Origin of the sequence: Kribbella sp. VKM Ac-2568, assembly GCF_004345365.1 — a bacterium.
Lineage (GTDB): Bacteria > Actinomycetota > Actinomycetes > Propionibacteriales > Kribbellaceae > Kribbella > Kribbella orskensis.
This window is the reverse complement of the sequence record NZ_SLVF01000001.1, coordinates 544,561-558,722: the sequence shown is the minus strand read 5'-3', so window position 1 is coordinate 558,722 and position 14,162 is coordinate 544,561. Positions and strand designations below refer to the sequence as shown.

At 68.9% G+C, this 14,162-nt stretch carries 11 protein-coding genes; 3 read left to right on the top strand and 8 right to left on the bottom strand.

The features are described from left to right. Genes EV648_RS02630 through hemL form a run of 4 tightly spaced genes read right to left on the bottom strand, consistent with a single transcriptional unit; the run spans window position 1 to window position 3,357 of the window. Window positions 1-744 carry a cytochrome c biogenesis CcdA family protein gene (locus tag EV648_RS02630; protein ID WP_132189712.1) on the bottom strand — a complete coding sequence of 248 codons (744 nt, stop codon included), beginning with the start codon at window positions 742-744 and terminating at the stop codon, window positions 1-3. A gap of 3 nt (window positions 745-747) precedes the next feature. Beyond that, window positions 748-1,359, bottom strand: coding sequence for a TlpA disulfide reductase family protein (locus EV648_RS02625; RefSeq protein WP_132284604.1), 612 nt, complete (start codon window positions 1,357-1,359; stop codon window positions 748-750). Beyond that, window positions 1,359-2,009, bottom strand: coding sequence for a histidine phosphatase family protein (locus EV648_RS02620; RefSeq protein WP_132284602.1), 651 nt, complete (start codon window positions 2,007-2,009; stop codon window positions 1,359-1,361). The genes EV648_RS02625 and EV648_RS02620 overlap by 1 nt, the downstream gene beginning before the upstream one ends. Window positions 2,010-2,022: 13 nt before the next feature. Continuing rightward, window positions 2,023-3,357 carry a glutamate-1-semialdehyde 2,1-aminomutase gene (gene hemL, locus EV648_RS02615; protein WP_132284600.1) on the bottom strand — a complete coding sequence of 445 codons (1,335 nt, stop codon included), beginning with the start codon at window positions 3,355-3,357 and terminating at the stop codon, window positions 2,023-2,025. Between the two features lie 270 nt (window positions 3,358-3,627). Between hemL and EV648_RS02610 the strand changes: the two genes are divergently transcribed. Then, window positions 3,628-4,992 carry a lytic murein transglycosylase gene (locus tag EV648_RS02610; RefSeq protein ID WP_132284598.1) on the top strand — a complete coding sequence of 455 codons (1,365 nt, stop codon included), beginning with the start codon at window positions 3,628-3,630 and terminating at the stop codon, window positions 4,990-4,992. A 123-nt stretch (window positions 4,993-5,115) separates the two neighbouring features. Here EV648_RS02610 and EV648_RS02605 read toward each other — a convergent pair whose 3' ends face one another. The 3 genes from EV648_RS02605 to EV648_RS02595 all read right to left on the bottom strand — a co-directional run bounded on the left by EV648_RS02605 (window position 5,116) and on the right by EV648_RS02595 (window position 12,006). Further along, a complete protein-coding gene (locus EV648_RS02605) occupies window positions 5,116-8,793 on the bottom strand; it encodes a S8 family serine peptidase (protein WP_132284596.1) in 3,678 nt (1,225 codons plus the stop codon). A gap of 187 nt (window positions 8,794-8,980) precedes the next feature. Then, window positions 8,981-9,943, bottom strand: coding sequence for an LLM class F420-dependent oxidoreductase (locus EV648_RS02600; protein ID WP_132189706.1), 963 nt, complete (start codon window positions 9,941-9,943; stop codon window positions 8,981-8,983). A gap of 212 nt (window positions 9,944-10,155) precedes the next feature. Then, window positions 10,156-12,006 carry a S8 family serine peptidase gene (locus EV648_RS02595; RefSeq protein WP_132284594.1) on the bottom strand — a complete coding sequence of 617 codons (1,851 nt, stop codon included), beginning with the start codon at window positions 12,004-12,006 and terminating at the stop codon, window positions 10,156-10,158. Between the two features lie 232 nt (window positions 12,007-12,238). Here EV648_RS02595 and EV648_RS02590 point away from each other — a divergent pair, with 232 nt between their 5' ends. Next, a complete protein-coding gene (locus EV648_RS02590; protein WP_132284592.1) occupies window positions 12,239-12,895 on the top strand; it encodes a hypothetical protein in 657 nt (218 codons plus the stop codon). Between the two features lie 11 nt (window positions 12,896-12,906). Here EV648_RS02590 and EV648_RS02585 read toward each other — a convergent pair whose 3' ends face one another. Then, entirely contained in the window at window positions 12,907-13,176 is a 270-nt protein-coding gene (locus tag EV648_RS02585) for a hypothetical protein (protein ID WP_132284590.1), read from the bottom strand. A 357-nt stretch (window positions 13,177-13,533) separates the two neighbouring features. On the opposite strand from EV648_RS02585, the gene EV648_RS02580 reads away from it, so the two are divergent. Further along, a complete protein-coding gene (locus EV648_RS02580) occupies window positions 13,534-14,049 on the top strand; it encodes an HNH endonuclease family protein (RefSeq protein ID WP_241994830.1) in 516 nt (171 codons plus the stop codon). Window positions 14,050-14,162 lie beyond the last annotated feature (113 nt).

Here is a 14,162-nt window from a genome sequence, read left to right as displayed (position 1 = left end):
TCACACCGCCGACCCGAAGTTGGCGACCCATTGCCTGAGATCGGCGGTCATCGAATCCCATACCCCTGTCAAGAGCAGTAGCCCCACGACGATCATCAGCACGCCGCCGATCCGGATCACCATCAACTGGTGCTTGCGCACCCAGGCGACGGCGCCGAGCATCCGGCGGAACGCGAGCGCCGCCACGATGAACGGGATGCCCAGCCCGAGACTGAACACCAGTGCCAGCGCCGCACCTCGCGCCGTACTGCCCTCGGTCGCCGCCAGCGTCATCACGGTACCGAGGGTCGGCCCGATGCAGGGAGTCCAGCCGAAGCCGAACAGTACGCCGAGCAGCGGCGCGGCCGCGATTCCGACGGCGGGCACCCGGTGCACCCGCAGATCGCGCTGCAGGAAACCGAACCCGCCCAGGAAGACGAGCCCGAGCACGATCGTCGCACCACCGAGGATCTTGGTGATCAGCGTCTGGTGGTCGAGCAGGGCGTTGCCGACGGCACCGAACAAGACACCCGTGAGGATGAAGACGGCGGAGAATCCCGCGACGAACAGCCCGGTGCCGGCCACCATCCGGCCGCGGCGTTCCGACCCCAGCTCGGCGGCGGACAGCCCGGTCACGTAGGAGAGGTAACCGGGCAGCAGCGGCACCACGCACGGCGAGAAGAACGAGATCGCACCGGCGAGCACCGCGATCGGCAGTGCCACCAGCATCGAGCCCGTCATCGACTGGGCGAACCACTCACCCACTGGTCAACCAGCGTCCTTCACCATACCGAGCAGCGTTTGCTTGGTGACCGGCCCCAGCACCCGCGCCGCCACCTTGCCGTCCTTGTCGATCACCAGCGTGCTCGGGATCGCGGACGGGTTGATCTGACCGCGGAAGTTCAGCAACTGCTTGCCGTTGGGGTCGAAGATGCTCGGGAAGGTGACGCCGAACGCCTCGACGAACTTCCGGGCCGGCGCCTGATCCAGGTCGCGGGTGTTCAGCCCGATGAACTGCACCGACGACCCCAGCTCCTTCGACGCGGCGACCAGGTCGGGCGCCTCGGCCCGGCACGGCGGGCACCAGGAACCCCAGACGTTCATCACGACGACCTTGCCGCGCTGGTCCGCGAGCTTCCACTCCTTGCCGTCCAGGGTCTGCCCCGCCAGCACCGGAGCCGGCTTGCGCTGGTCCGCCGCGAACGTCGAGACCCGGCCGGAGTCACTGACGAACCCGGTCTGGCCGTCGCGGTTCTCACTCGCCTGCTGCCCAGAGCTGCAGGCCGTCGCGGCGAGCAACACCGCGGCGACCAGGAGCGGAGTACGACGGAACTGGGTACGACGGAACTGGGCGCGGCGGGAGCGAGAGCGGGACAGCATCACGCGCCGCCGACGAATTTCTTCGGGTTCTTCACCGGCAGCAGGTCCTTCGCGGGTTCGGCGTAGCCGACCGACACGATCGACTCACCGTGGAAGGTGAACGAGGTCAGGCTGGCCAGGCTGCACTGCCGCTTGCGCGGATCGTGCGGCAGCCGGCGGCCCTCGATGGCGCTCCTGACGATCCAGATCGGCAACTGGTGGGACACGATCAGCGCCTCGTGCCCGGCAGCCTTCTGCCGGGCGGTCTCGATCGCGTCCCGCATCCGCCGGACGATCTGCTGGTACGGCTCACCCCAGGACGGCTTGACCGGGTTGCGCAGCAACCACCAGGCGCTCGGGTTGCGCAGCGCGCCGTCGCCGACACCGAACTTCTTGCCCTCGAACAGGTTCGCCGCCTCGATCACCCGCTCGTCGATGGCGGGCGTCAGGCCGAAGGTGGCGGCGATCGGCTCCATCGTCTCCTGGGCCCGCTCCAGCGGCGAGCTGACCAGGTGCACGATGTCCCGCCCGGCCACGTGCTCGGCCACCCGCTCGGCCATCTTCCGGCCGAGCTCGGACAGGTGGTAGTCGGGGATCCGGCCGTAGAGCACACCGGTCGGGTTGTACACCTCGCCGTGACGCATCAGGTGCACGACCGTCGTTTCGGTCACCGAGCCGATCCCTTCAGTTCTCGACAGCCGCTGCCGCGCGAGCAGCGGTGGTCAGTGCGGTCTCGAGCTTGGCCAGCGCGTCGTCGTCGATGGCGGCGCTCACGAACCAGGCTTCGAAGGCACTCGGCGGCAGGTAGACGCCGGCGTCCAGCATGGCATGGAAGAACGCGGCGAACCTGGGCAGCACCTGGGCGCTCGCCCCGGCGAAGTCCCGGATCTGCTGTGCTCCTGTCACCGGAGCCTCCGAGGACTCCACGAAGAAGACGCTGAAGAGGTTCCCGGCGGCCTGGATGACATAGGGCACACCTTCCTTCTCCAGTGCCGTCGCGACCAGCCGCTGGATCGTCGCCGAGGTCTGGTCGAGGCGGGCATAGACCTCGTCCGTCGCCAGCCGCAGCGTGGTCAGCCCGGCCGTGGTGGCGATCGGGTTCCCCGACAGCGTGCCCGCCTGGTAGACCGAGCCCTCCGGGGCCAGGTGGGACATCAGGTCGGCCCGGCCGCCGAACGCCGCCGCCGGGAAGCCGCCGCCCATCACCTTGCCGAAGGTCATCAGATCCGGCGTCACCCCGTCGACGCCGTACCAACCGGACTTGGTGATCCGGAACCCGGTCATCACCTCGTCGGAGATGAACAGCGCGCCGTTGTCCTTGCAAGTCCTGGCCAGGAAGGCGTTGAAGTTGTCGACCGGCGGAACCACGCCCATGTTGCCCGGCGAGGCCTCGGTGATCACTGCCGCGATCTGGTCGCCGTACTGCGCGAACGCCTCCGTCACCGCGGCCTGGTCGTTGTAGGGCAGCACGATCGTGTCGGCGGTGGTGGCCTCGGTGACGCCCGGAGTGCCCGGGATGCCGAGGGTGATCACGCCGGAGCCCGCCTGCGCGAGGAGCGCGTCCACGTGGCCGTGGTAGCAGCCGGCGAACTTCACGATCTTGGCCCGGCCGGTCGCGCCGCGGGCCAGCCGCAGCGCGGACATGGTGGCCTCGGTGCCGGACGACACCAGCCGCACCTTCTCCACCGGGGTCCGGGCGACGATCTCCTCCCCCAGCTCCACCTCGGCCTGTGTCGGAGTCCCGTACGACGTACCGCGGCTGACCGCGGCCTGGACGGCGGCCGTCACCTCGGGGTGGGCGTGGCCCAGCAACATCGGTCCCCAGGAGCAGACCAGGTCGAGATAGGTGTTGCCGTCGACATCGGTGATGTGACATCCGTCACCTGACGCCATGAAGCGCGGAGTGCCACCCACCGCGCGGAAGGCGCGGACCGGAGAATTCACCCCACCCGGGGTGACGGCGGAGGCGCGGGCGAACAGGCTGGCGGAAAGCTCGGTGTGGTCGGACACGGCCGCCATTCTCCCCGACAGACCACAGCGCCAGGTGGGCGGGGACCGCTGCTCTCATCGCGCGATCCGGCCGGTCAGGAGCGTCCAGGGGGTTCACAGGTACGTTGTTACGCGCCAGTATGGGTACCCGGTGACCGTCCGAGCACTGTCAGCGCCGCTCCGTAACCCACGCACGGACCAGGCGTTAGACCATCAGAGACGACGGTTGCCGGGACCGAAGACAAGACGTGTCCGCAGTGTGGGGCGGGGCAGGTCGATGAGTCACGGAGGGGATCATCGATGGCGAAGGGCAAGCGTCGCGCCCTGAGCGGCAGTGGGTGGCGTCAGGTGGCGCCGCTCGTTCCGCTGGCGTTGTTCGCGAGCGCATTCACCGTCAGCGCCACGGACGACCCGGCCGTCGCGACAGCGGCGCTGGAGCAGGGGCTGTCCGGGAAGGACCGGGTCGTCGTGCCGAAGGACCCGATCGCGGACCCGGCCAACGTGCCGGTGCCCGGCGTGGTCGGCCACGGCGTCGACCCGGGCGAGCAGCCGACCCAGGTGGTCTCCGGACTGTCCCGCAACGGCATCCCGAACGCGGCGCTGAAGGCCTACTCCCGAGCCCAGCAGGTCCTCGCCGAGGTCGACGCGGCCTGCCAGCTCCCATGGACGCTGGTGGCCGCGATCGGGCGGGTGGAGTCGAACCACGGCCGCTTCGGCGGTAACGCGCTGAACAGCGACGGCGTCGCCGTGCCGGGCATCTACGGTCCGCGGCTCGACGGCTCCAGCACGGCCCGGATCACCGACACCGACGCGGGCAAGTTCGACGGCGACTCCGCCTTCGACCGCGCGGTCGGCCCGATGCAGTTCATCCCCGGCACCTGGCGCTCGATGGGTGTCGACGGCGACGGCGACGGCGTCCGCAACCCGCAGGACATCGACGACGCGGCGATGTCGACCGCCGTCTACCTGTGCTCCGGCAAGACGAACCTGAGCAAGGCGAGCGACCTGAACGAGGCGGTCCTGCGCTACAACCACTCCCAGTCGTACGTCGACCTGGTGGTCAGCATCGCCAAGGCCTACGCGGGCGGCAGCTGGATCGCCGTCGGCAACGGGACCGAGAGCGACGGCCAGGGCGTGGACCGGGCCGGCGACCAGATCGGCGACCCGGACGTCGACGCCCCCGCGGACAACAACCTGCCGCAGGCCGTCGACCTGCCCACCTACCCGGGCCAGGCCAGGCCGACCCCGCAGCCGGTCGAGCAAGGCAACGGCAAGCCGGGCTCCGACCCGACCAAGCGGCCGCCGACGTCGAAGCCGACGACCAACTCGACCGAGCCGGGCACGAACCAGCCGCCCACCTCGAAACCGCCGACCAGCAAGCCGCCGACGACTCCGCCGAAGCCTGGCCTCGCAACCCTGCAGACGGCCGCGGGCCTGATCGTCGGCACCGTCGGCAGCACGGTGACCGAGCTCAGCAAGGCGTCGACCTACTGCCAGGCGGAGCTGAAGAAGGTCACCATCACCCACCCGACCCAGGATCAGCTGCAGAAATGCGTGACCGCCTTCCAGACCGGTGGCACCGCCGCGGTCGACCAGGTGATCCGCAACCTGCTGTCCGCTCTGGGTCTGCTCGGAGTTCTCGGGGGAGGTCTGCTCGGGAACTGAGCACAAGACCGGCGCGCCTGCCCCCACCCCTCCCTTGGCGCGCCGCTGGCGACGCCACGGAGCCTCTCCCCCCGGCTTCGTGGCGTCGCCCTTTCGCTGGTCAAGCGCTTACTTGAGGGATCTTCAGTTTGTCGCCCAAGGCTTCTCGATCGTCTGGGTGACGCTGTTCCCGGCCCGGTCCTTCGCCGTCACCCGCAGCGTCACATCACCCTTGACCGCCGGGATCCTGGCCGTCAGCCGGCCGATTCCCCTGAGCGCCAACGGCTTCCAGGTCTTGCCGCCATCCGACGACAACTCGGCCTTGGTGTGGAACCAGCCGACGCCGCGGGCACCGGGCTGGTATCCGGGCCTCAGCTCCAGCGTGTTCCCGGTGAGCTTGTAGTCCACCTGAACGAGCGGAAGAACCGCGCGCGACTTCGCAGTACCGGAGCTGAAGTGCCACTGGGTGTGCGTCGCGGTCGAGGTTGTCGCCCAGGTGTCGTCGGCGCGCTTCACGTCCAGGGTGAGGTCGTACCACGCCGTCTTCGCGGGCACCGGGAACTGGGCCACCGACCAGTCCTTGCTACCCAGGGTCTGACCGTTGCTGCTGAGCGTCAGCCAGGTCTGATCGCCCCGAGCGTCACTCCAGCCGTAGATGCTGCGATCGCCGTTCACGTACTGCGGGATCGCCACGCGCAGGGCATTCTCGAACCGCGCCGCGGGGAGTCCGTCGGCCTCGCTGCCACCGGCATCCGGGATCGCCGGTCGTGCGATCGAGTTCCACCAGTCGCGGGTTACCTTCTCGTTCGGCCGGTAGCTGCGTCCGAGGCTGTACTCGAAGCCGGACTCGTTCCACTCGCCTGCCGCGGTCTTCTCATCCCAGGTGACTCCGCCGACGTCGCTCGCAAGGTAGTCGGTGCGGACGACCGGTCCGTTGACCGTGCGGGTGGAGGTCAGGCCGGTGGCCAGCCCCGGAAGATGTGCCGTGCGCTGATCGATGTGACCGAACCAGGCGTCGTTGCGGTTGTACTTCGTGGTCACAGCCGCAGGTCGCAACCGAGCGAAGTCGTAGGTCAGCGGGCCCTTCACGACCGACGGGCCGATGGCCAGGTCATACCTGTAGGTGCTGTCCAGCAGACCAGTCAACTGCAGGGTCACCTCGCGCTGCTTCAGGAGCTTGAGCAGGGTGGCTCCCTGGGCCGCGCGGAGCAGGTAGACAGGGGTGCCGATGTCGGCGCCGTCACTCCAGAAGCCCGGCTGCTCGTTGTAGAGGAAGACCACCTTCGCGCCGGCATCCTTGGCCGCCTGGATCTGCCCGAGCGTCTGGTCAGGGTCACGCCAGCGGATCAGCGCGACCTTGCCCTTCGCTGCTTGGAGCTCTGCGGGGGTGCCGTCACCCCCATTGACCAGGGCGAGCTTCTCGTTGCCGACGTAGGTGGTTCGGAAGGACCCTTCGTCCAGTGCCGGGAGACGGAAGCCGGCGGGGCCGGAGACGTCGGCGGTGAACCTCGGCTGGGCAAGATCCCAGCGCTGAACCACCTGGAAGTTGCCGTCGGCCACCGTCCCGAAGTCCTGCACATAGACCTGGTCGGCGATCTCACGGCCGAATCCCCAGCCGGAGACGGCGTCTCGGTCGCCGATCTTGCGGTGCCAGGCGATGCCCACGGACTTGGTGTCAGCGCGCTGCGGGGTCTTGACGGTGACCTTGTTCGCCTTGCGCGCGTCGAAGGTGAAGGTTCGATCCCCGGTGACCCGGCCGTCCGGATCGCCGAGCAGAGAGAGCGAGTCGGTCCACCCGATCTCGTCGCCGCCCATCACGAACGCCATGACGCTGTAGCGCCCAGTCGGCACGTCGAGGGTGCGGCTGCCGTTCTCGTCGAAGATGACCGCGTTCACGTCACCGGTGTCGAGGTTCCACAACTGCACCCCGCTGTAACCGAAAGCCGTCGGTGCCGCCGGCCTCCCGTCGCGGTCGATCGCCTTCACGGTCACCTGGTTCAGCCGGCCGCCCGCCGCGAACCCGAGCCCGGTCCGGTACGCCGTACCGCGGTCGCGAGCGACTAGTTCGCCGGAGTACTTGGCCGGCTGGGTCTTCGCCAGGTCGAGGGTGACCGTGACGGACGCGCTGCCGCCCGGGGCGATGGTGAGTCTGGCCGGGCTGACTCGCAGCGCCGGGTGCACGCCGCCCGGCGACTTCGCGTCGACGCTGAGGTCCAGTGTCACCACGGAGCGGGAGTTGTTGCGATAGGCAACCTTGCGGGCTACCGGCTTGGGTGCGGAGCCGGTCCAGGAGGTGTCACCGAAGAAGAGGTTCGCGGTGTCCGGCAGGACCTTCGGGTCGAGCGCCTTCTGGACGTCGATCCGGCCGAGACCCTGCTGGACGGGTGTCGCGGCCTTGGTCGGAACAGCGGTTGCCGCCAGCGCGGACTTCAGTTGTTCGCCTGTCCATTCCGGGTGCCGCTGCGCGAGGATGGCGGCCGCGCCGGCCACGTGAGGTGTGGCCATCGAGGTGCCGCTCATTGCGGTGTAGTACTCACCGACCTCATGACCCTGCTCGGTGCCGGTCGCCCGGGCGGCGACGATCTCGACGCCGGGCGCGGTCACCTCGGGCTTCAGCGCGCCGTCTCCGAGCCGCGGTCCACGGCTCGAGAACGCCGCGAGCTTGTCATCGCGATCCACCGCGCCGACAGTCAAGGCCGCCTCGGCCGCGCCCGGAGTGCCGACCGTCTCCTCCATCCCGGAGTTGCCGGCGGCAACAACGAAGAGGGCGTCGCTGGTTGCGGAGAGGCGGTCGACCGCTTCACTCATCGGGTCGGTGCCGTCGGACGGCAGGCCGCCGAGGCTCATGCTGATCACCTTGGCGCCCTGCTGGACCGCCCACTCCATGCCCGCGATGGCCTCCGAGTCGAGGCCGCTGCCGCTGTTGTCGAGGACCTTGCCGATCAGCAGTTGTGCACCCGGGGCGACTCCCTTGCGCCGGCCGGCGGACGCAGTACCGAGGCCCGCGACGATCGACGCGGTGTGAGTGCCGTGACCGTGTTCGTCCTGGACCGCCTGGTCGGGGACGAAGCTCGCGGACTCGACGACCTGCTTCTTCAAGTCCGGGTGGTTCTGGTCGTAGCCGGTGTCGAGCACGGCCACCTTGACGCCGCGGCCGTCGTACCCGGCCTGCCAGGCGGCTTGGGCACCGATCTGTTTCGTCGAGTGGTCGAGCGTGGCGTGAGTGCGGCCGTCGAGCCAGATCTTGCCGACGTTGCTCCGGAGGTTGTTGCCTTTGACGCCGTTCCAGAACTCCTTTGCGCGGGACTTCTGCACGGTCACCGCAGTCGTGCCGACGCTGGCCAGGGTGAGGCGTGGGGTGGCGGCGGCCGGAGCTGGTGGAGCACTGCGTGTGGCGGCTGAGGCCGTGAGCAACATCGGGAGGTTCGGAGTACTCGCGTCGTCGTAGCCCTGCGCAACCAGTTGGGTCAGGTTGAAGAGGCGGCGGTCCAGCCGGTCCTCGACCAGCATCGGGTACGCCGCGACGGGAACCAAGGTGAGTTCGTCGTCGAAGTCGCCGAGGTAGTAGTTGCCGCCGTCCACCAACCGGGCTGACCTCTGCCCGGCGGCGGTCACGGTCAGCTCGGCGACATCACCGGTGACGAGCGTGATGCGGTGCGTGCTGGCACCCGGGGTGGCCCGGGCGGGGCTGGTGGTGCTTGTGCCGTTGTCGGCACCACCAGTGGAGGGGTTCGCCGCGAAGGCCGCGGTGACGGTCGACGCCAGTAGGGCGCCGACCGTCACAGCCGAGATCAGCCTGGCGGCGGTGGGTGACGGTCTCACAGGGGCACCTTCCGATGCCCCGACGGGCGCGAGGCCATCGCTGCCGACCCTGGCAGTTGCCTCCGGCCACGGTCCACCGATCCCGCTGGCGGACACCCGCCATGACCGGTTCCAGTCATGACCCGCGAACAGAACCGTTGCCCCGACCCGGATCAGCCGGGTCAGGGCAACACGTTCTCACCGAGGGTCAGGCGAAGCGCTTGGCCACCTGCTCGACGCGAGTGACCAGGTCGAGGTCGTAGGCGACGCCGGGGACGTAGAAGATGACGTAGTCGGCGCCGGCCTCGAGGGCGGCCTCCACCTTGTCCGCGATCTCGTCCTCGGTGCCGATCAGGTTGTCGTTGCTGAACTTCTCCCAGTTCATCGGCCCGAGCGCCTTCGCGGTCGCCTTCTTCGGGTCGTCACCCTTGTCGATCGGGAATGCGTTGATCCCGGTCGACTTGATGATCTCGTCGTAGTCGCGCCCGATCGTCTCGCAGTGGCCCTTGAGGATGGCCGCCTTCTCCTTGATCACCTCGGGGTTGCCGCCGCCGATGTTCGCCGCGTCGCCATACTTGGCGACCAGCTTCAGCGTGACGTTCGGGCCGCCGCCGCCGATCCACAGGCTCGGGTGCGGCTTGCGGACACCCTTCGGCTCGTTGATCGGCTTGTCGATCGAGTAGTACTTGCCCTTGAAGACCGGCTCGTCCTCGGTCCACATCTTGTAGATGATCTCGGTGGCCTCGCGGAACGCGCCCATCCGGTCCTTCAGCTCCGGCCACTCGTAGCCGTAGGCCTTCCACTCGTGCTCGTACCACCCCGCGCCGATCCCGGCGTACAGGCGGCCGTGGCTGGCCACGTCGACGGTGGAGGCGATCTTGGCGTACAGCGCGGGGTTGCGGTAGCCGTTGCAGCCGACCATCTGGCCGATGTTCACCCGCTTGGTGTCCCGCGCCAGCGCCGCGGTGGTGGTCCAGCACTCGAACGTGCTCTCCGTGCTCGGCTCCGGCACGGTGTGGAAGTGGTCGAACAACCAGATCGAGTCCCAGGACCCCTCGTCGGCCTTCTTGGCGACGTCCGTCATCGCCTCCCACTGCTCGACGGGGTCACTGAACCCGGCGAGATCCATCTTCCAGCCCTGCGGCACGAACAAACCGAAGCGTGTAGTCATACCCCCCATCCAACCGGCCACCCCCTGAACCGGTCCAGCACCCCGTCCACTGAATCCCTTCTCAATTCCCCCACTCCACCTTCTTAATCCCCCACCCACGCCGTACCACGCCGGCACCTTCGAGGTGAGTGATCACTCATTCGTGGATCCCGTACGGCGAAAACCGATTGCCGACAACCGGAATCCACGAATGAGCGAGCACTCACGTCGAATCAGCGGGCGGAAAGGACGCCGGCGCCGAAGGCGGCTCCGGGGCGGTCGACGGATCGGGCGGCGAGGATCGCGTTCAGAGTCACCGGGTGGATGCGGCCGCCGAACTCCTGCCTGGTGAGGGCGGCCACCCCGGCGGCGGTGGGCGCCGAGGCCGAAGTACCGAAGAAGCGGCACTGACCCTGTACCGCGGTCGGGCAGGTGCCGGATCCGAACGGACCGACGCCACTGATCGAGACCCCGTCAGCCGCGACCCAGTACGGCGCTGGGAAGCTCCGCGACAGCGGGCCCGAGACGCCGCGGCACGGACCGGGCTTGCCACCCGGGCAGCGGGTGGTCGTGACGATCTGGGTCGGCCCGGCCGCGCTGAACGGCTCGAGCGCGATCGTCGCCGGGTCGACGGACAGGCTGGCGTTGACGGCGCCGGCACTGGTTGCGAAGCCCAGGTAGTTCGAGTCCGGGTTCATCGATCCGTCGCGTTCCGGCGGGTCGATCGTCTGTACTCCGGCCGACAGCGCGCGCCAGCGCAGGTCGAGGATCGGCGCCTTCCGCGCCGACGAGGTGCCCTGGACGTCGACGACGAGCTTGGCGGGTTGCGCCACCCCGGTGGTGTTCTGGTAGATGAACTGCTCGATGGTGTCGCCCACGCCGTCCGCCTGGACAGCGGTGCTGGACGCGAGGCACCGGGTCCCGGTGGCGTCCACCAGGTACAGGTTGAGGTCGGTGAATCCACCCTGGCCCGCGGTCGGGAACACCGCTCGCGGCTCGCTCCACTGCAGCGTCGGCATGACGGTGGCGCCCGGCAGCAGGTTGAGGTCGTACGTCGTGTCCGCGCCGCGCAGCTTCACCACGTTGTCCGGCGCGTTCGGGCAGCCGGTGAAGGGTCCGACGGCACCGTCCGGCCCACTGCCGGTCCCGGTCGCGGTGACCCGTGGCGCGTGCCGGTTGCCGAGGTTCCCGGCCGACGAGCTGACCCAGATGCCGTGCTTGGCGAGACCCTCGGCCGTGGCGGCGCCGATGCCCTGCTGGAACACGGGGTCGTCGTCCAGCGCGATGTCCTCGGCGATCATCGTGACGCCCGCGGCGGCCAGCTCGTGGAACGCCTCGACGTACTCCGCCGTGGTGTCGCGGGTGCTGGCGTAGGCGAGCTTCGCCTGCGGGGCCATGTCGTGGATGATCTCGAGCATCGCGGTGCCCTCGTCGTCGACGTACTCCGCCTGGCGCAGTACCTGGACGTTGGCGGGTAGCTCGCCCTGGGCAACGGACTCGGCGAGGTGGTCGACGTCGCCGGAGATCGCGCCGATCTTCTGACCACGTCCGGTCAGACCGCGAGCCTGAGCTACATCAGCCTTGTGCAGCTGGACTCCCTCGGCGGTGATGGGACCTACGTCCACAGCCGGCCGCAGCGACGGTCGAAGGGCGGTCACCCAGCCGAGTGCCGCGACCGCGTCGAGCTTGTCGTACGGGACCGTGGTCGACACCAGACCGGTCGCCGGCAGTTCGGCACCGGGCACCGGCTTGAAGTCGGCGGTGTTCTTCAGCACCGACACCCCGAGCGAGGTGAGGGTGGCCTCCTGCTGCGCGGTCACGGGAGCGGCGGCGTACAGCTGGACGCCGATACGGCCGCTGCTGTCGATGCCGAGCGAACGAGCCTTCGGGTCGGCCTGGCTGGTCTTCGCCTTGGCGGCCGCGGCGGCCAGGTTTGCGCTGTCACGCAGCAGGGTGGGGATCTTGGACGGGGCAGACGATGCGGCGGCCACGGTGGGCCTGGCCGACGCGGTCGGGACCGCGGTGGCGACCAGCACTGGGACTATCAAAACGACACTGGTGAGCAGGTAGGGCAGCTTTCTCACAGTTCCTCCAAGCCTTGCGCATTCCGGAGGACCAACACCGACGGGCATCGGCCGACGGGGGACGGCTCTGTGGGCGTCGGCATTCCCCCCACAACCCCCATCGCTGCACACCCCACCACCGTTACCCGCCCCGCTCCGAACCAGCCGCGCCGGGAGGGCGTCGTACCCGCTGTCACCGGAGAGGGGAACGACCATCCAGCCGACCAAGTTCGACCAGCTGTTCGACGCCGCAGTGCCGCTGATCTCTGCCGGCCGCCACCAGCGCGACTCGCCGCCCGTGGAGGGCGGCCGCTGGCCGGTCAGCGTCGTACTGCGACCGCCCGCCGACGCCGACCTCATCCACCGCCTCGACGAGATCACCGCAGAAGCAGCCGCCCTGGCAGGCCCGGATCACTGGCAGACCGGTCAGGCGGGGTCGGCCCATCTCACGGTCCGGGCGCTGGAGACCTACCGGTCGGAGGTCGAGCGCACGGAGCCGGTGATCCAGCGCTACCAATCAGCCATGCACCGGGCCGCCGCTCAGACCGGGCCGACCCAGATCGAGGTCACCGGGCTCACCCTGACCGCCGGCACGGTGATGGCGTGTGCGGTCGCGCTGGACCCGCAGGCCGATCTGTTCCTGGACCGGTTGACCTTCGAGCTCGGCCCGGACGCCTGGTTCGAACAACCCCACGGCCGCCGCGACATCTGGTACCTGAACCTCCTCCACTTCACCACCGACGTCCCAGACCCTCAGCCCCTCATCGACTGGGTGGACAAGCACCGCAACACCCCGCTCGGCCAGGTCACCATCGACACCGCGGACCTGGTCCGCTTCCACCACTGCCCCACGCCACCCCGCCCGCTCATGCGCCCCGAGGTCCTCCACCAAGCCGTACTGCGGGGATAGCCCAGGCGGGATCAGACCCGATAGCCGAGGTCTTCCTCTTCGATGTCCCGGTTGATCCACAGGAGGTACTCCGGGGTCAGCTCGCAGCGGTATTCCTCGTGCTCACCACGCAGGCCCTGAACGGTCTGGGCGAGCAGGTCGTCGATGCTGTCGTAGTACACCCACGGAGGGCTGTCGTCGGAGCAGTCGAGCACACCGTCGGTTCCGTCCACCCGGACGGCCAGCAGGCATCCCGAGTAGTCGACGGCAAACGGGATGGCGGTGGACTCCGGGAACAGCACTCAAGGCATCCCTGATCGCGCTCCAGTGGCCCGCGATACTCATCCATCCTCCGAGGCTTGTCCCGGCCAGATGCCTATCACGCCGCGGGGGCATCCGCGTTCGCCGGACAGGTCGAACACCGGTGCGGTTGCGATGGCGGCCTACGGGTACGTTTCGCTTTCGTGATCCGCCGTGTGGTTGTTCTGGTTGTGGTTGGTGTTCTGGTTTCTGGATGTGGGTATGCGGCTGGGGCTGATCCCGCGGGGGCGACTCCGCGGCCTCGGGCCAGCCCGACGGTCGGCGGGCCGGCTGCCGGCACGGGCAAGTTGATCGTCGCCGAGCTTCGCCAGGTTCGTGTCGTTGGGACCAGGCCTGAGGTGGCGGGGTACAAGCGGGAGAAGTTCGGGCAGACGTGGACTGATGATCACGGCGGGCGTGGTGGGCACAACGGCTGCGATACGCGCAACGATGTGCTCGCCGCGCAGTTGACCGGGGTGCAGTACCGCGAGCGCTCCAAGTGCGTGGTCATCGCCGGCACGCTTGCTGCCGACCCCTACACCGGGAAGCGGATCGAGTTCCGGAAGGCCAAGGCGACCGAGGTCCAGATCGACCACATGTACCCGCTGGCCCGTGCGTGGGACATGGGTGCCTCGCTGTGGACGCAGCAACGCCGTACCGACTTCGCCAACGACCAGGCCGCCAACTTGCTCGCGGTCAACGGATCAGCGAACGCCTCCAAGAGCGACGAAGGCCCCGGCGAATGGCTGCCCCTCAACCGCGCCTACCGGTGCACCTACGTCCTCCGCTACCTCCAGGTGGCGCACAAGTACGCGCTCCCCATCACCACAGCCGACCGCGACGCGGCCCGGACGATCACCCGAACCTGCCCGTAGCCTCCAAGCCTGCGGAGTGAGAGCGCTCTAGTTCCGGAACCGGCGGGGTATTGATTTGCGGGCAGGGAGGGCTGAGAGTCGGGGCCGACGCGTGCGTGAGGCTCGCGCAGCAT